Source organism: Streptomyces sp. NPDC042336 (assembly GCF_055581985.1).
Genome location: NZ_JBVJEA010000002.1, coordinates 1 through 17,761, shown reverse-complemented (window position 1 = coordinate 17,761; position 17,761 = coordinate 1). Strand labels below are relative to the sequence as shown.

The following is a 17,761-nucleotide window of genomic DNA, read 5'->3' as shown; positions in this document are numbered from 1 at the left end:
ACTCTAACCACCCGCCGACCTGGCGCGTCACCCGCTTCCGCACGACCGGTCCGGACGAGATGCGGGGCGCGCGGCGGTCAGGCGTCGGGCAGCCGCGGACCCTCCGGCTCGGCGTCGACGCGGGAGAGGGCCTCGTCGACGCTCTCCGAGACCGGCACCGTGATGCTCACCCCGGTCAGGTCCAGGACGCGCCGCACCGCCGGTGTCGGCGAGATGATGTGCACGCTGCCCGGCAGCTCGCGCGCCTCCTGGTAGACCCGCAGGATGATGTTCATGCCGGACGAGTCCATGAACGGGACCGCCGACAGGTCCAGCAGGAAGTGCCGGCGGCCGTGATGGAGCTGATTGGCCAGATGGTGCTGGAACTCGGTCGCGGTGTCGACGTCCAGGTACCCCTCCACCTTGAGCAGCGCGACCTCCTCCCGCTCCAGCGTCACCTCGACGGACAGCGGGTTGTGGGCTATGGGCACGTATACCTCCAACAACGCGGCGGCGCGGCGGACCGTCGTGTGGTCCACCGCGCCGGGCGGATACCCCCGAAACCAGGCTCCACACCTGCCGTCCGGGTCCGGACGCGGCCGCCGTGCGTCACCCCACCCGGATGCCCACCAGACACGTGTCGTCGTCCGTGTCCGACCTGCTGTAGGTGAGCAGCCGGTCCAGGTGCTGGTCCAGCGTGCTCGGCGTCGGCCGCACGGTGCTCAGCAGCTGGGCCAGCGCCTCCTCCACCGGGCGGTCACGGCGTTCGATCAGACCGTCGGTGTACATCAGCAGGGTGTCCCCGGCGGCCAGCTGGGCCTCGGACTCCTCGTACGCGGCCTCCGCCGCCGCCCCCAGCAGCATGCCCCGCACCAGCGGCAGCGGCTCCGCCCCCGGGCCCCGCACCAGCACCGGCGGCAGATGGCCCGCCCTGGCCCAGCGCAGCGTGCGCCGGGCCGGGTCGTACAGGCCGCAGACCGCCGTGGCGGTGACCCCGCCCGTCAGATGGTGCGCCACGATGTTGAGCCAGGACAGCAGCTGTCCCGGACCGGCCCCGGTCACCGCGAGACCGCGCAGCGCGTTGCGCAGCACCACCATGCTGGTGGCCGCCTCTATCCCGTGCCCGGCGACGTCCCCCACGCACAGCAGCACCAGCCCGCTGGGCAGCATCACGGCGTCGTACCAGTCGCCGCCCACCAGCTGCTCCGTCTCCGCGGGCCGGTAGCGGACGGCCACCTGGAGGGCCGGCACCCGCAGCGGGGTCTGGGCGGGCGGCATGATGGCGTGCTGCAACTGCAGGGTCAGCCGGGCGCGCTCGACGGCCTGCTGCTCGGTGTGCGCCAGCTGGTCGCGGGTCGCGGCGAGCGCCACCTCCGTCCAGTGCTGGGCCGAGATGTCCTGGCAGGCGCCCCGCACCAGGAGCAGCCGGTCGTCGGTGTCCAGCACCGGCTCGGCCACCACCCGCACGTGCCGGGTCACCCCGTCGGGCCGCCGCAGCCGGAACGCCGCCGACGCCGGCCGCCGGTGGTGCAGCAGCGTGCGCAGGAACCGCCCGATGGCGACGGCGTCGTCCGGGTGGGCGTGGGCGGCCAGCTCCTCCAGCGGCACCGGGGTGCTGGTCTGCGGGCGCCCGTACAGGTCGAACAGCTGCCCGTTCCAGGTGATCTCGCCGGTCAGCAGGTTCTCCTCGAAGCCGCCGATGCGGCCGAGCCGCTGGGCGTGCTGGAGGAGGCTGGCCAGCCGGGCCGTCTCGTCCTCGATGCGCCAGATGAGCAGCACCGCGTTGCCGTGCCTGCTCACGCTGATGTCCGCCACAGCCGACAGCGGCACCTGGTCCACCAGGGCGGTCAGGTTCATGTGCCGGGCCCGGAACGGCTCGCCCGTGGCGTACACGCGCTCCACGTTCCGGAACAGTTCGCTGTCCCCGGCGGCCATCGGGTAGGCCTCCAGCAGCAGCGCACCGCCCACGACGGCGCGCGGCCGTCCGGCCGGATCCATGAAGCGCTTGTTGACGTGCTGGATGCGGAAGTCCGCCAGCTGCCCCGCCGCGTCCAGGTGCGGCACCAGCACCAGGGCGGGGTCGTGCAGCCCGTCGGCCAGGTCCATCAGCTCCACCGCGTCCGGCATGACCCGCGGCTCCTGCCCGGGGCCGTGCGGCGGCGCGTACGACTCCAGGGTGTGCGCGCACAGCTCCGCCAGGGCCTCCACCTGACGGACCACCTGGGGCGGCTGCGGGGCCAGCGGCGCCGGCCAGGCGATCTCCAGCACACCGTGGACGCGCCCCCCGGTGCCGGCGGGCACCGCGACCCTGCCGCCGTCCGGGTACTGGTGCCGGCCCACGCTGGGCAGCCCCGTACCGGCCAGGGACGTGATCCACTGCCCGGCCCGCTCGGTCAGCCCCCGCCGCGCCACCGTCGCCACGTCCGGCGGTACGTACCGCCAGCGGGCCGCCTCCGCCGGGGGGAACCCGGCGCTGCCCACCAGGGTGAGCGACCCGTCGTACCCGGCCGCCCAGATGGCCACCGCCACCGCGCCGAGCGGGCGCAGCGCCTGCTCCAGCAGCGCGTCGGCGACCGCCTGGGTGTCGTCCGCGGCCAGTGCGCCGCTCTCGGCCGCCCGCAGGCGTACGGCGGCGGAGTCGGCCACCGCCTCCCCGGCTGCCACCGCGTCCCCGTCGTACGTGTCGTCCTCGGGGGCCGCGGTGCGCACGGCGGCGGTGGCCGCGAGGAACGCGTCCGTCACCTCCGACATGCGGTCCCGCGCGGCCTGGTTGATGACGTCGACCGCGAACTCCAGCTGCGTCACCTGGGACTGCTCGGCCAGTTCGGCGAGCTGACGGGCGGCCTCGGCGGGACCGCAGCCCAGCCGCGCGACCAGGATGCCCTTGGCCAGCTCGATCAGCGCCCGCCCCTCGGCCTCCGCCTGGGCGGCCCGCACCTCGCGGCTGAGCCGGTCCACCGTGGCCGCCAGCCTGCCCACGGGCGACAGCGGCGTCATGCCGACCGGCTCGGACTCCTCCCGCCGGGCGACGCCGCCCGGCTCGCCGGACTGCTCGGACCCGCTCATACGGGCAGCCACCGGCGGACGCAGGCGATCAGGTCCTGGGTGTCGACGGGTTTGGTGACGTAGTCGCTGGCACCCGAGGCGAGGCTCTTCTCCCGGTCGCCGGGCATCGCCTTCGCCGTGACCGCGATGATCGGCAGTTCGGCGTACCGCGGCATCCGGCGGATCTCGGCCGTCGCCGTGTAGCCGTCCATCTCCGGCATCATCACGTCCATCAGGACCAGCGCCACCTCCGGGTGGTCCACGAGGGTCTCGATGCCCCGGCGGCCGTTCTCCGCGTGCAGCACCCGGAACCCGTGCAGTTCCAGGATCCCGCTGAGCGCGAACAGGTTGCGCGCGTCGTCGTCGACCACGAGGACGGTGCGCCCGGCGGGCGGGTCCTGACCGGCCCGCGGGTCCGGACGCGGTGGCTCCTCCGGCCGCACCAGGGACAGCACGTCCCCGGGTTCCTCGGCGGCCAGGTGCAGGGCGATGCGCTCGCGCAGCTCGTCGAGGCCGGCCAGGAACTCCAGGGTCCCGCCGGCCGAGCGCGAGCGCAGCTCCTCCTCCACGGCGGCGTCCGCGCGGTGACCGCTGTGCACGAGCACCGGCACGCTCGCCAGCGCCGAGTCGCCGCGCAGGGCGTGCAGGAAGCGGGACGCCTCGTCGTCGGGCATGCCCAGCTCCAGCACGACGCAGTGGCACGGCTCGGCCGCCAGCGCGCCGGCGGCCTCCTCGGCCCCCACGGCCGTGATGACGTCGAGCGGGGGCCGGTCTCCCGCGTCGTCGCGGCCGTGCGTCAGATCGGCGACCACGCTCTCCGCCACGAGGGTCAGCAGACCGCGCGGACGCTCCTCCACCACCAGCAGGCGCCGCGGCCGCTGCCGGTGGCCGCCGGTCAGCTCGGCCACCGGCGCCGGACGGTCGAGGACGTCTGCGGACAGGTCGGCCGGGATGTACTCGGGGCCCCGGCCCAGCAGGTCCTCGAAGTCGGGCCGGGCCACCGGCAGGTACAGCGTGAAGGTGCTGCCCCGGTCGGGCGTGCTGTCCACCGTGACGGCGCCGCCGAGGAGCTGCGCGATCTCCCGCGTGATGGACAGGCCGAGCCCGGTGCCGCCGTACTTGCGGCTCGTCGTGCCGTCCGCCTGCTGGAAGGCGCCGAAGATCGACTCCAGGTTCTGCTCGGGGATGCCGATGCCCGTGTCCTTCACCCGGAAGGCCACCACCGCCCCGCCCCGGATCACTCCCCTGGGCACCTCGTCGTCCGGTGCCGGTTCGACGGCCAGCTCGACGCTGCCCCGCTCGGTGAACTTCACCGCGTTGGACAGCAGGTTGCGCAGCACCTGCCGCAGCCTGGAGTCGTCGGTCAGCAGGTCCGCCGGCGCCCCGGCGGCCGTCGCGACCCTGAACTCCAGGCCCTTCTGGCTCGTCATGGGCCGGAAGGTGGCCTCGACGTACTCGATGAGCTGGCGCAGCGTCACCCGCTCGGGGGACACGTCCATCTTCCCCGCCTCGACCTTCGACAGGTCCAGGATGTCGTTGATCAGCTGGAGCAGGTCCGAGCCGGCCGAGTGGATGATGCCCGCGTACTCGACCTGCTTGGGGGTGAGGTTGCGCGAGGGGTTCTGCGCCAGCAACTGGGCCAGGATGAGCAGGCTGTTGAGCGGGGTGCGCAGCTCGTGGCTCATGTTGGCCAGGAACTCCGACTTGTACTTCGAGGCCAGCGACAGCTGCTGAGCGCGTGCCTCCAGCTCCTGCCGGGCCTGCTCGATCTGCAGGTTCTTCGCCTCGATGTCCCGGTTCTGCGCCGCGAGCAGGGATGCCTTGTCCTCCAGCTCGGCGTTGGAGTGCTGCAGCTCCTCCTGCTGCGACTGCAGCTCCGCGGAGCGGGCCTGGAGCTCGGCGGTCAGCCGCTGCGACTCGGCGAGCAGTTCGTCGGTACGGGCGTTGGCCACGATCGTGTTGACGTTCACGCCGATGGTCTCCATCAGCAGTTCCAGGAAGTCCTGGTGGATCTGGGTGAACGGAGCGACCGAGGCGAGCTCGATGACGCCGAGGACCTGCCCCTCCACCACGATGGGCAGCAGCACCAGCGCGGCCGGCACCACCTCGCCGAGCCCGGAGGAGATGGTCAGGTAGCCCGGCGGCAGTTCGTTCACCATGATGGTGCGCCGGCTGCGCGCGGCCTGGCCGACCAGGGTGCGGCCGAAGGCGATGCGGGTGGGTCTGCCGGTGTCCTCCGGGTAGCCGTAGGAGCCGACGAGCCGCAGCTCGGGACCGCTGTCGCCGTCCTCGGCCAGGTAGAAGGCGCCGTACTGGGCCGACACCAGCGGCACCAGCTCGTCCATGATCAGCTCGGCGACGACCGGCAGGTCCCGGTGTCCCTGCATCAGACCGGAGATGCGGGCGAGGTTGGTCTTGAGCCAGTCCTGCTCCTGGTTGGCCCGCGTGGTCTCGCGCAGGGACTCCACCATGGCGTTGATGTTGTCCTTGAGCTCGGCGACCTCTCCGGACGCCTCCACGTTGACCGAGCGGGTCAGGTCGCCCTCGGCGACGGCGGAGGTGACCTCGGCGATCGCGCGGACCTGGCGGGTGAGGTTGCCCGCCAGCTCGTTGACGTTCTCCGTGAGGCGCTTCCAGGTGCCGGAGACGCCCTCCACCTCGGCCTGGCCGCCGAGCCGGCCCTCGGTGCCGACCTCGCGGGCCACCCGGGTGACCTCGTCGGCGAAGGCGGAGAGCTGGTCGACCATCGTGTTGATCGTCGTCTTGAGTTCGAGGATCTCGCCGCGGGCGTCGACGTCGATCTTCTTCGACAGGTCGCCCCGGGCCACTGCGGTCGTCACCAGGGCGATGTTGCGCACCTGGTTGGTGAGGTTGTTGGCCATCGAGTTGACGTTGTCGGTGAGGTCTTTCCAGGTGCCGGCGACGTTCGGCACGTGCGCCTGGCCGCCCAGGCGCCCGTCGGTGCCGACCTCGCGGGCGACGCGGGTGACCTCGTCGGCGAACGCCGACAGCGTGTCGACCATGGTGTTGATCACGTCGGCCAGCGCCGCGACCTCGCCCTCGGCGTCGACGGTGATCCGCTGCGACAGGTCGCCGCGGGCCACCGCGGTGGCCACCTGGGCGATGGAGCGCACCTGACCGGTCAGGTTCGACGCCATCACGTTGACGTTGTCGGTCAGGTCCTTCCAGGTGCCCGACACCCCGCGCACCCGGGCCTGCCCGCCCAGGTTCCCGGCCGTGCCGACCTCGCGGGCCACCCGGGTGACCTCGTCGGCGAAGGCGGAGAGCTGGTCGACCATCGTGTTGATGGTGTTCTTCAGCTCCAGGATCTCGCCGCGGGCGTCCACGGTGATCTTCTGGGACAGGTCGCCCTTGGCCACGGCGGTGGCCACCTGGGCGACATTGCGGACCTGGTTGGTCAGGTTGCCCGCCATGAAGTTCACCGAGTCGGTGAGGTCGCGCCAGGTGCCCTTGACGCCCTGGACGTCGGCCTGGCCGCCGAGCCGGCCGTCGGTGCCGACCTCGCGGGCCACCCGGGTGACCTCGTCGGCGAAGGCGGAGAGCTGGTCGACCATCGTGTTGATGGTGTTCTTCAGCTCCAGGATCTCGCCGCGGGCGTCCACGTCGATCTTCTGGGAGAGGTCCCCCCTGGCGACCGCCGTCGCCACCTGGGCGATGTCCCGGACCTGGGTGGTGAGGTTGCCCGCCATGGCGTTCACCGAGTCCGTCAGGTCGGCCCAGGTGCCCGAGACCCCCGGCACCCGCGCCTGCCCGCCGAGGGCGCCCTCCGTGCCGACCTCGCGGGAGACCCGCGTCACCTCGGAGGTGAACACGGACAACTGGTCCACCATGCCGTTGAAGACCTTGGCGATGTCGCCCATCAGCCCGTCCGCGTCGTCCGGCAGGCGGGTCCCGAAGTCGCCGTCCCGCACGGCCGTCAGGCCCGCCAGGAGACGGCGCAACTCCTGATCGCCCGGAGCCGTGTCCACGGATCCCGTGCTGTCGCTGGTCATGCGCACCCTCGTTCCGCTCCCCGGGGGTCCTCGGCGAGGACCCACCACCCCCTGCCCGGACCGTTCGTGCGGCCCGGCCTCCCGTGCCCGCGTTCGCGCAGTTCACGGACTCGGCCCCCGGGAGAAAAATACGCCAGAGGCTAACCCAGGTCCCCGGCACCGACAAAGCGATGTGTCACCCGGCCGAACGCGTACCCACGGACGGGTCGAGCCGGACGGAACGGCACCGGCGGCGCGCCCTGCCGGCGGCGCGCCCTGCCGGCGTCCCGCTGCCGCCGGAGGACCCGCCGGGCCGAATGCGGCGGCAAGGGGCGGGTAAGCGGTGCGGTGGAGCCGGTCCGGCCCGTCGCGTCCGCCCGGCCCGGTGGTCGCCGCGGGGGAGCCCCGCGGCCCGACCGGACCGGACGACGAATCGCGCAGGACGGGGACAGTACTGACATGGAACGAGCCGACCGGACCAGCACGCCCGCCGTCACCACGGCACCGGCCCCGCTCGCGCCGGCCGCCGGACCCGCGCCGGGCGCCCGGGGCGGCGCGGCGGCCGCACGGGCGTACGCCGAGTCGGTGGCGCGGACGGTCTGGGGCGGCCCCGGGCGGGAGGTGCGCGAGGAGGACGTCGTCGACCTGCTGCTCGTGGTCTCGGAGCTGGTGACCAACGCGATCCGGCACGGCGAGGGACTGGCCGGCTTCGAGGTCCGGCCCACCGCACAGGGGCTGTGGATCGCCGTCCACGACAACAGCGCGGCGGTGCCCCGGGCCGCGTACGCGTTTCCCATCACCCACCCCGGCGGCGGTTACGGCTGGCCGCTCGTCGCCCGCCTCGCCCGGGACATCGCCGTCGAGCCGCGCCCGGGGGGCGGCAAGACGATCAGCGCCCTGGTGCCCCTGCGCGTCGCGCGCCCCTGATCCGCGCCGGTCACCAGGGCAGGAACACGTGGATGTCCTTGCCCTGCTCCCCGGTGACGACGCTCACCTGGTCGGACAGGGTGTGGATCAGATGCCAGCCGATGCCGCCGCCGCCCTTGCTCGGATGGAAGGGGCGCGGTGCGGGCTCCGTCGTGCTGGTGTCGTGCATCACCACGTGCACACCGTCGAACGTACGGCGCAGCCGCAACTGGAACGGCCCCGGGGCGTACTGCACGGCGTTGGCCGCCAGCTCCGTGACGACGAGGAGGATGTCGTCCCAGTGCTCGGGTGCCGCGGGCGGCGCCGCCCGGGCGACGTCGTAGAGGAATTCCTCCGCGACCAGCCGCGCACCGGTCACGTTGTGCAGCTCCCCGGTGAAGCTGGCGGTGCGATTCGTGATCTCCTCGGAAGCCAGTGTCCTGTCCCAACGCGACTCGGCTGCCATTGCGCCTTCCCGGCCCGGCACCGGCCGGGCATCGTCCCTTCTCCTGCGGATCCCTTCCGTTGGTAAGTTCCCGTGCCGGCTCAACCTAGTCGCGCCGGTGTGCCGGTCCGGCGCCGGGACGCGGACCCCGGCTGTCAGCGCAGGAACACGTTGTCCGCGTCCTCCCAGCCGGTCGGCTCCTCCAGCGGGGGCTGCGCGGTTTGGCGGTGCGAGCGCGCCGCGTACATCGCGTCGATCTCCAGCGCGTAGGTCCGTACGATCTCGTCGCGGCGGAGCTTCATCGACGGGGTGAGCAGTCCGCCCGCCACGTCGAAGGGGGCGGGCAGGACCCGGAAGACCCTGATGGACTCCGAGCGCGACACCGCGCTGTTGGCCGCCGCCACGGCCCGCGCGATCTCCTCCCGCAGCGCGTTCTCCTCCCGTGCCTCCCGGGCCGGGGCGTCGCCCGGCAGGGCCAGGGATGCCCGCCAGTGCGTCAGGAACTCCGGATCGAGCGTGATCAGCGCCCCGACGCAGGGCCGGTTGTCGCCGACCAGCACCGCCTGGTGGACCAGCGGGTGCATCCGCAGCCGCTGCTCCAGAGCCGCCGGGGCCACGCTCTTGCCGCCGCTGGTGATGATGACGTCCTTCTTGCGGCCGGTGATCGCCAGGTAGTTCTCGTCGTCCAGGTGCCCGAGGTCGCCGGTGGCCAGCCAGCCGCCGCGCAGCACCTCGCGGGTGGCGGCCTCGTCGCCGACGTACCCCTGGAACAGCGACGGCCCGCGCACCAGGATCTCCCCGTCGTCGGCCACCCGGATCTCCATGCCGGGCAGCGGCTGCCCGACGGTGCCCGACTTCTCCCGGCCCAAAGGCTGCATCGTCAGTCCGCCGCTGGTCTCCGTCAGACCGTAGCCGTCGTGCACGTAGACGCCGATGCCCTCGTAGAAGAGGGCAAGTTCGCGGCTGAGCGGCGAACCGCCGGACGTCGCCCGGTTCACCCGGCCGCCCAGCGCCGTGCGCAGCCGCCGGTACACCGTCCGCTCGTACAGGGCGTGCTGGAGGCGCAGGTCGAAGCCGGGCCCGGCGCCCCGGCCGAGGCGCCGGCGCTCCAGCGCCGCGGCGAAGTCGCGCGCCGTGTCCGCGGCCCGCTCGAACAGGGCACCGCGCCCCGCCTGCTGGGCCGTGCGCAGGAAGTTCTTGTAGATCTTCTCCAGGACCGACGGGACGGCGTACAGATACGTCGGCCGGAAGGAACGCAGGGCGTTGGAGAGCGCCTCCGCGGTCATCACGGGCTCGTGCGCCATCAGCAGCCCGCCCCGGACGCACAGGGTCTGGATCATCAGCCCGTACACGTGCGAGAAGGGGAGGTAGGCGAGGACCGCGCCCTGTTCTCCCGGCGGCGCCACCGTGTGGCCCCAGCCCGCGAGCAGCGTGTCGCACGGGGCGGCCAGACCGCGGTGGCTCAGCGCGCAGCCCAGGGCACGGCCGGAGGTGCCGGAGGTGTAGGCCACCACCGCGGTGGAGTCCGGCAGCACGATGCGGCGCATGGAGTCGACCGTGGCGAACGGGAGGAACGCGCCGCGCGCCACCAGTGCGTCCAGCGCGCCCGCGTCCACCTGCCAGACGTGCCGCAGCGCCGGCAGCGACGCGCACACCGAACCGACGGTCATCACGCTCTGCTCGTCCTCGACCAGCACACCCACGCAGCCGGCGTCCCGCAGGATCCACTCGACCTGGTCGCGCGAGGAGGTCGGATAGATCGGCACGACCTCGGCGCCCACCGTCCACAGGGCGTAGCTGAAGACCGTCCACTCGTACCGGGTGCGGGCCAGGACCGCCACCCGGTCGCCCGGCGAGATCCCGCTCGCGATCAGGCCCTTCGCCAGGTCGACCACCTCGTCGCGGAACTCCACGGCCGTCACCTCGTCCCAGACCGCCGAGCCGGGGCCGCGGCGCCTGGCGAGCATCGGCAGGGTCGGTGTGCGGGCGGCCGTCTCGAAGAGGCTGTCGGCCAGACCGCCGGTCAGCGGCGGGACGGTCCGGGGAGCGAGTGCGGTCTCGCGCATGCGCCGGCTCCTGACGTGTACGGACGGTGACGCCGCCGACGAACACCGTGGTCGACGGTGCTCGGAGGCTAGCTCAGCCGCAGGCGGCGGGGGCCGGGAACGCAGAAGTGTTCCCACCCGGTGATCCGGCCGGATCGGGGGACCCGGGAGGACATGACGTACGTGAATCCCGACCCCGAACCCCGAATCAGCACCGGACTGGAGCCGGGCGGCGGCGTGCCGCCCGGGGAGACCCCGCCGGCGGAGAGCAGCATGCCCGAGGCAGGCCCCCAGGACCTGCTCAGCAATCCGGCCAAGGGCTGGAGCAAGGGGCCGATGGCCCTGATCCTCGCGGTCGTGCTGATCTTCGCGGTGGGCCTGCTGGGCTACGCCCTGGCCCTCATCTACTGATGCCTCACGCCGCCTGGGTGCGGCGCACGCACGCGGCGACGACCTGCCGCAGGCTGCCCGTGCGCTCCAGCAGCTCGCGCTGCACGCGGGCGCCGTTGCCGTGCCGCAGCAGCGCGTCCACACCCTCGCGCACCCGCTCCAGGTCGCCCGCAGCGGCGAGGGCCTCCTCGGCATGCTCCAGCAGGGCCCGCACGACCGTCTCGGCCGGCATCCGCCGCATCGTCGCCGGGTGCAGCAGCTCCTCCGTCAGCCCGGACCGGGCGGCCCGCCAGGCCGCGAGGCGGAGCAGGCTCACACTGTCCTCGGCCGGCTCCGCGCCCCGGCGCCACTCCTGGGCGGCCGTGTCGACCAGCGCGCGGGCGAGCGCGGCCAGGACCACGGCCGTCGAGGCGTCCAGACAGACGTCCGCGACCCGGAACTCGACCGTCGGGTACCTGGGGGAGAGCCGTACGTCGAAGTAGACCATGCCGTCGTCGAGGATCGTCCCGGTGGCGAGCATGTCCGAGACCCGGCGGTGGTAGCCCTCCGCCGAGCCGAACAGCTCCGTGGGGCCGGCCGACGGCCAGCGCTGCCAGACCCGGCTGCGGTAGCTGCTGTAACAGGAGTCCCGGCCCTGCCAGAACGGGGAGTTCGCGCTCAGCGCCGCCAGCACCGGCAGCCAGGGCCGCACCCGGTCGATCACCGCGACGCCCTCCTCGTCGGAGTCGACCGAGACGTGCACGTGGCAGCCGAGGACCAGCTGCTCCTGGACCACGACGCCGTACTGCTCGGCCATCCACTCGTAGCGGCGGTTCACGCCGACGGAGGGTGCCACCGGCAGCGGTGAGGTGGCGAGCGCGGCCACGGCGCAGCCGATCCCACCGGCGTGCCGGCCGGCCTGCGCACGGCAGCGGACGATCTCCGCGTGCAGCCGCTCCATGTCCGCCTGCGGATGCGTGGCGAACTCGAGCATCTGCTCGTGCAACTCCTTCTCGAAGACCTCCTGCCCCACGTCGTGCTGCGAGGCCCGGGCGAGCACGGCGGCGGACAGCGCCCGCGGCTCACCGGTCGCGGGATCGACCAGGAGGAGCTCCTCCTCCACTCCGACGGTGCGCACGTGGTGCCGCCTTTCTGTGGGCCGCTGCCACCGAACGACTGCCCCGGACAGCCGGTCGGACACCTGGCCGGCTCACAGGGCGTACGGCACCAGCCACACCGTCGCCAGCGGAGGCAGCGTGATCCGGATGCTCCCGTCCTCCGGCTTCACCGGGTCCGGGTTGGCCACGCCGCTGCCGCCGTAGGCCTCGGCGTCGGTGTTGAGCACCTCCTGCCAGGCGACGGCCTCGTCGCCGACGGCGAGCCCGTAGGCGTGCCGCACGACCGGCGAGAAGTTCGACACCGCCAGCAGCGGAGTGCCGTCCGCGCCGTACCGCAGGAACGCGAAGACGTTGTCCTCGGCCGCGTCCACCGACACCCAGCGGAAGCCGGCCGGGTCGGTGTCGCGCTGCCACAGGGCGGGCGTGCGCGCGTAGCGGGTGTTGAGCTCGCGGACCAGGTCCTGGACACCGCGGTGGTCGGCCGCCGAGTGGTACCCCTCGTCGAGGAGCCACCACTCCGGCCCCTGCTTCTCCGACCACTCGGCGCCCTGCGCGAACTCCTGGCCCATGAACAGCAGCTGCTTGCCGGGGTGGGCCCACATGAAGCCCAGGTAGGCACGCACGTTCGCGCGTCGCTGCCACCAGTCGCCGGGCATCTTCGACACCAGCGCCTGCTTGCCGTGCACCACCTCGTCGTGGGAGATCGGCAGCACGTAGTTCTCGCTGTACGCGTACACCATCGAGAACGTCATCTCGTGGTGGTGGTACTTGCGGTGCACCGGCTCGTGGGCGACGTACTCCAGAGAGTCGTGCATCCAGCCCATGTTCCACTTCAGGCCGAAGCCGAGCCCGCCGGTGTCGGTCGGCCGGGTCACCCCGCCCCACGCGGTCGACTCCTCGGCGATGGTGACCACGCCGGGGCAGCGCCGGTAGACGGTCGCGTTCATCTCCTGGAGGAAGGCCATGGCCGCCAGGTCCTCCCGGCCGCCGTACTGGTTGGGCTCCCACTGGCCGGAGTCGCGCGAGTAGTCCAGGTACAGCATCGAGGCCACCGCGTCCACGCGCAGCCCGTCGATGTGGAACTCCTCGCACCAGTACACGGCGTTGGCCACCAGGAAGTTGCGCACCTCGGTCCGCGCGAAGTCGAAGGTGTACGTGCCCCAGTCCGGGTGCTCCGCGCGCCGGGAGTCCCCGGGCTCGTACAGCGGGTCGCCGTCGAAGCGGCCGAGCGCCCAGTCGTCCTTCGGGAAGTGCGCCGGCACCCAGTCCATGATCACGCCGATCCCGGCCCGGTGCAGCGCGTCGACCAGGTACCGGAAGTCGTCGGGGGAGCCCAGGCGCGCGGTCGGCGCGTAGAACCCGGTGACCTGGTAGCCCCAGGACGGCCCGTAGGGGTGTTCGGCGACCGGCATCAGCTCGACGTGGGTGAAGCCCAGGTCCTTCACGTACGCGGGCAGCTCCTCGGCCAGCTCGCGGTAGGTCAGACCGGGCCGCCAGGACGCCAGGTGCACCTCGTACACCGAGAACGGCGCCTCGTGCACGGGCCGGTCGGCACGGGTCCGCATCCACTGGGCGTCGCCCCACTGGTAGTGCGAGGCGGTCACCACGGACGCGGTGTTCGGCGGCTCCTCGGCCGCGCGAGCCATCGGGTCGGCCTTGAGGAACCGGTGCCCGTAGCGGGAGTGGATCTCGAACTTGTACCGGGTGCCCTCCCCGACGCCCGGCAGGAACAGCTCCCACACCCCGGACGAGCCCAGCGAACGCATGGGGAAGGCCGTGCCGTCCCAGTGGGTGAAGTCGGTGGCGACCCGCACGCCCTGGGCGTTCGGCGCCCACACGGTGAACCGGGTGCCGGCGACCCCCTCGTGCGTCATCGGCTCCGCGCCGAGGGCCTGCCACAGCTGCTCGTGCCGTCCCTCGCCGATCAGGTGCAGGTCCAGCTCGCCGAGCGCGGGCAGGAAGCGGTACGGATCGTGCGTCTCCCGCGCTTCGCCGTCCTCGTACACCACCACAAGGGTGTACGCCGGGATCTCGGCCAGCGGCAGCACGCCGGAGAACAGGCCGTCCTCCTCCGAGACGAGCGCGTGGCGCTCGCCGTCCACGACCACGCTCACCTCGCGGGCGAAGGGGCGCAGTGCCCGGAAGGCGACGCCGCCGGGCACCGGGTGGGCGCCCAGCAGGGCGTGCGGGTCGTGGTGGGCGCCCGCCAGCAGGCGCCCCCGGTCGTGGGGGTCCAGGGGCGGCGCGGTCGCGCACGCACCGGGTGCGTGCGCGGTGGGACCGGAGGGCTCGGGGATCGAGGTGTCGCGGAGGGCCACGGGTCAGTCTCCTCTCACGGCGAGTCGTTCGATCGCCGCCATGGGTACGGGAAGCCAGTCGGGGCGGTGCCGGGCCTCGTACAGCACCTCATACACGGCGCGGTCCGTCTCGTAGGCGCGCAGCAGGCCGTGCTTCTTGCGGGGGTCCCATCCGGCGCGAGCGGCGTAGCCCGCGCAGAACGCCTCACGGCAGCGGCGCGCCCACTCCGGGCGCCACGGGCGGCGCTGCCGGGCGGCGTAGTCGAAGGAACGCAGCATGCCCGCGATGTCCCGCACGGGGGAGTGGGCGCTGCGCCGCTCGGCCAGCGGGCGGGAGGGTTCGCCCTCGAAGTCGATGACGAACCAGTCCCGGCCGGCCCGCAGCACCTGACCCAGGTGGAGGTCGCCGTGGATGCGCTGGGCGGGCGGCCCCGAGTCGCAGGTCGACAGGGCCGCGAACGCCGTCCGCAGGCCCGGGACGAACGGCTGCAGCGCCGGTACGCAGTGTGCCGCCGCGGTCAGCCGCTCGGTCATCGCCGCCGCCGTACGGCCGTTCTCGCCGGGTGCGCCGACCGGGAAGGCGGAGGCCAGGGCGAGGTGCACGTCGCCCATCGCCTGCCCCAGCTCGTGGGCCTGCACGGTGAACTCGTCCCCGCCGGCGAGCGCGTTCAAGGAGAGGGTCCAGCCGTCGGAGGCGCCGTGCAGGAAGGGCTGGAGCACGCCCAGCGTCGCCTGGTACGGATAGGTCGTGCGCATCCACGCCACCGGCGCGGGCACCCGTCCGCAGCCCTGGCGGGCGAGCGCGTCGGGCACCTCCAGGTCCGGGTTGACGCCGGGCTGGACGCGCCGGAAGAGCTTCAGGATGAACTCGTCGCCGTAGACCAGCGAGGAGTTGGACTGCTCGGCGTCCAGCAGCCGCGGCGCGAGACCGCCGGGCACCGGCCGCGCGGGGTCGGCCTCGAAACGCAGGGGGCCGGCCTTGCCCGGGTGCCGGAGCCGTTCGAGGAGCAGCTGGGCGGTCCGGGGGTCGTGCAGCGCGTCGTAGACCGTCCGTCCCGCCAGCGGCCCGTCCTGCACCTGCCCGATGATGGCCCGGCCCAGCCGCGGGGACGGCTGCTCGCGCACGCCGAGCAGCAGCTGGTAGCAGTCCCCGGCCGGGGGAGTGCCGCCCGGGAAGGGCACGGAGCCCTGCCCGGTGTGCACCAGGAGGTGCAGACAGCCCGGGAACAGCTCGGTCATCGACAGCAGACCCAGCTCGGCCACGGGCCGGTCCTTGCCCGCGAACCAGCGCTGGCGCGGCAGCCACTGGCGCAGCAACTCGCCGAGCGACGCCATCGGCTCGGCGAGCTGCCCGCGTCTCGTGCGCAGGGGTGCGGTCTTCGGCATGGTGACGCGTCCTTTCCTCGGCCCACGCTCAAGCGCGGCGGCCGATGCGGGATGCGACTCGGGTGAGCCGGAACCAGTAGAAGCCGTGGCCCCCGAGGGTCAGCAGGTACGGCAGGTCGCCGATGGCGGGGAAGCGGACCCCGCCGAACAGTTCGACCGGATGCCGTCCGGCGAACTCGCGCAGGTCCAGCTCGGTGGGCTGGGCGAACCGCGCGAAGTTGTTCACGCACAGCACCAGGTCGTCCTCGTACTCGCGCAGGAAGGCCAGCACCGCGGGGTTGGAGGAGGGCAGCTCGGTGTAGGTGCCCAGGCCGAAGGCCGGGTTCTGCTTGCGGATCTCGATCATGCGGCGGGTCCAGTGCAGCAGGGACGACGGCGAGGCCATGGACGCCTCGACGTTGGTCACCTGGTAGCCGTAGACCGGGTCCATGATCGTGGGCAGGTAGAGACGGCCCGGGTCGCAGGTCGAGAAGCCGGCGTTGCGGTCGGGCGTCCACTGCATGGGGGTGCGCACCGCGTCGCGGTCGCCGAGCCAGATGTTGTCGCCCATGCCGATCTCGTCGCCGTAGTAGAGGATCGGCGAGCCCGGGAGGGCGAGCAGCAGGGCGGTGAACAGCTCGATCTGGTCGCGGTCGTTGTCCAGCAGGGTGGCGAGCCGGCGGCGGATGCCGATGTTGGCGCGCATGCGCGGGTCCTTGGCGTACTCCGCGTACATGTAGTCGCGTTCCTCGTCGGTGACCATCTCCAGGGTCAGCTCGTCGTGGTTGCGCAGGAAGATGCCCCACTGGCAGCCGGACGGGATCGCCGGGGTCTTGGCGAGGATTTCCGAGACCGGATAGCGGGACTCGCGGCGCACGGCCATGAAGATGCGGGGCATGACCGGGAAGTGGAAGGCCATGTGGCACTCGTCGCCGCCGGTGGCGTAGTCGCCGAAGTAGTCGACGACGTCCTCCGGCCACTGGTTGGCCTCGGCCAGCAGCACGGTGTCCGGGTAGTGCGCGTCGATCTCGCGGCGCACCCGCTTGAGGAACGCGTGGCTGGCGGGCAGGTTCTCGCAGTTGGTGCCCTCCTCGGCGTACAGGTAGGGCACGGCGTCGAGACGGTAGCCGTCGACCCCGAGGTCCAGCCAGAACTTGAGGGCGGCCAGCATCTCCTCCTGCACGGCCGGGTTCTCGTAGTTGAGGTCCGGCTGGTGGGAGAAGAAGCGGTGCCAGTAGTACTGGCCGCGGACCGGGTCGTAGGTCCAGTTGGACGCCTCGGTGTCGACGAAGATGATGCGGGCGTCGGCGTACCGGGTGTCGTCGTCGGCCCAGACGTAGTAGTCGCCGTAGGGGCCGTCGGGGTTCTTGCGGGACTCCTGGAACCACGGGTGCTGGTCGCTGGTGTGGTTCATGACGAAGTCGATGATCACGCGCATGCCGCGCTGGTGGGCGGCGTCGATGAACTCGACGAAGTCGGCGAGGTCGCCGAACTCGGGCAGGACGGCGGTGTAGTCGGAGACGTCGTAGCCGCCGTCGCGCAGCGGTGACTTGAAGAAGGGCGGGAGCCACAGGCAGTCCACGCCCAGCCATTGCAGGTAGTCCAGCTTGGCGGTGAGGCCCTTGAGATCGCCGACGCCGTCGCCGTTGCTGTCCTGGAAGGAGCGGACCAGGACCTCGTAGAAGACGGCACGCTTGAACCAGTCGGGATCGCGGTCCTTGGCGGGGGTGTCCTCGAACTTGTCCGGCACGGGCTCGTTCACGGTCATGAGGCTGCGGACCCTTCGTTCCGGGGCACGGCGGCGGAGGGCCGGCGGAGGTGGAAGACGTGAGCGGGGGCCCGGCCGGGCTCCAGCCGCACGTAGTTCGTGCGGCCCCAGTGGTAGGTCTCGTCCGTGAGTTCGTCGTGGACCGGCACGCACTCGTGCCAGTCCAGGCCGAGCTGCGGCATGTCGAGCGAGATCGTGGCCTCCTGGGTGCGGTGCGGATCGAGGTTGGCGACCACCAGGACGACGTCCGGCCCTTCGCGCTTGCTGTACGCGATGAGCGCGTCGTTGTCGGCGTGGTGGAAGTGGAGGTTCCGCAGCCGGTGCAGTGCGGGGTGGGCGCGCCGGATGGTGTTGAGGCGGGTGATGAGGGGGGCGATGGTGGTGCCCTCGCGTTCGGCGCGGGCCCAGTCGCGGGGTTTGAGCTGGTATTTC

Annotated in this window: 11 protein-coding genes and 1 pseudogene; 2 read left to right on the top strand and 10 right to left on the bottom strand. The window is 72.6% G+C overall.

What is annotated here, in order from left to right; genetic code table 11:
- Positions 1 to 77: 77 nt before the first annotated feature.
- The 3 genes from ACZ6IM_RS04885 to ACZ6IM_RS04875 all read right to left on the bottom strand — a co-directional run bounded on the left by ACZ6IM_RS04885 (position 78) and on the right by ACZ6IM_RS04875 (position 7,037).
- On the bottom strand, positions 78 to 470 hold the full coding sequence (locus ACZ6IM_RS04885; RefSeq protein WP_052837380.1) for an STAS domain-containing protein: 393 nt from the start codon (positions 468 to 470) through the stop codon (positions 78 to 80).
- A 118-nt stretch (positions 471 to 588) separates the two neighbouring features.
- The gene (locus ACZ6IM_RS04880) at positions 589 to 3,045 is read right to left on the bottom strand and encodes a SpoIIE family protein phosphatase (protein WP_052837332.1); all 2,457 of its coding nucleotides are present in this window, start codon (positions 3,043 to 3,045) and stop codon (positions 589 to 591) included.
- On the bottom strand, positions 3,042 to 7,037 hold the full coding sequence (locus tag ACZ6IM_RS04875; protein WP_469554281.1) for a HAMP domain-containing protein: 3,996 nt from the start codon (positions 7,035 to 7,037) through the stop codon (positions 3,042 to 3,044). The genes ACZ6IM_RS04880 and ACZ6IM_RS04875 overlap by 4 nt, the downstream gene beginning before the upstream one ends.
- Before the next feature lie 438 nt (positions 7,038 to 7,475).
- Between ACZ6IM_RS04875 and ACZ6IM_RS04870 the strand changes: the two genes are divergently transcribed.
- A complete protein-coding gene (locus tag ACZ6IM_RS04870) occupies positions 7,476 to 7,943 on the top strand; it encodes an ATP-binding protein (protein ID WP_052837333.1) in 468 nt (155 codons plus the stop codon).
- A gap of 10 nt (positions 7,944 to 7,953) precedes the next feature.
- On the opposite strand, the gene ACZ6IM_RS04865 is transcribed toward ACZ6IM_RS04870, so the two are convergent.
- Positions 7,954 to 8,388: an ATP-binding protein gene (locus tag ACZ6IM_RS04865; protein ID WP_052837334.1), complete on the bottom strand. Its 435-nt coding sequence runs from the start codon at positions 8,386 to 8,388 to the stop codon at positions 7,954 to 7,956.
- Positions 8,389 to 8,522: 134 nt separating this feature from the next.
- Entirely contained in the window at positions 8,523 to 10,433 is a 1,911-nt protein-coding gene (locus ACZ6IM_RS04860) for an AMP-dependent synthetase/ligase (RefSeq protein ID WP_469554279.1), read from the bottom strand.
- Positions 10,434 to 10,586: 153 nt separating this feature from the next.
- On the opposite strand from ACZ6IM_RS04860, the gene ACZ6IM_RS04855 reads away from it, so the two are divergent.
- On the top strand, positions 10,587 to 10,823 hold the full coding sequence (locus ACZ6IM_RS04855) for a DUF6480 family protein (protein ID WP_052837336.1): 237 nt from the start codon (positions 10,587 to 10,589) through the stop codon (positions 10,821 to 10,823).
- Positions 10,824 to 10,827: 4 nt separating this feature from the next.
- Here ACZ6IM_RS04855 and ACZ6IM_RS04850 read toward each other — a convergent pair whose 3' ends face one another.
- From ACZ6IM_RS04850 to ACZ6IM_RS04830, 5 genes and pseudogenes are all read right to left on the bottom strand, one after another.
- The gene (locus ACZ6IM_RS04850; protein ID WP_469554277.1) at positions 10,828 to 11,919 is read right to left on the bottom strand and encodes a glutamate--cysteine ligase; all 1,092 of its coding nucleotides are present in this window, start codon (positions 11,917 to 11,919) and stop codon (positions 10,828 to 10,830) included.
- A gap of 72 nt (positions 11,920 to 11,991) precedes the next feature.
- Positions 11,992 to 14,217 (bottom strand): 1,4-alpha-glucan branching enzyme, encoded by a 2,226-nt coding sequence (glgB, locus tag ACZ6IM_RS04845; RefSeq protein ID WP_469554275.1) that lies wholly within the window; start codon positions 14,215 to 14,217, stop codon positions 11,992 to 11,994.
- Between the two features lie 3 nt (positions 14,218 to 14,220).
- The gene (locus tag ACZ6IM_RS04840; RefSeq protein ID WP_052837338.1) at positions 14,221 to 15,582 is read right to left on the bottom strand and encodes a maltokinase N-terminal cap-like domain-containing protein; all 1,362 of its coding nucleotides are present in this window, start codon (positions 15,580 to 15,582) and stop codon (positions 14,221 to 14,223) included.
- A gap of 28 nt (positions 15,583 to 15,610) precedes the next feature.
- Positions 15,611 to 17,329 carry a maltose alpha-D-glucosyltransferase gene (gene treS, locus ACZ6IM_RS04835; RefSeq protein WP_469554272.1) on the bottom strand — a complete coding sequence of 573 codons (1,719 nt, stop codon included), beginning with the start codon at positions 17,327 to 17,329 and terminating at the stop codon, positions 15,611 to 15,613.
- A pseudogene (locus ACZ6IM_RS04830) lies at positions 17,326 to 17,761 on the bottom strand (alpha-1,4-glucan--maltose-1-phosphate maltosyltransferase); the annotation flags it as partial. The gene treS and the pseudogene ACZ6IM_RS04830, both read right to left, overlap by 4 nt.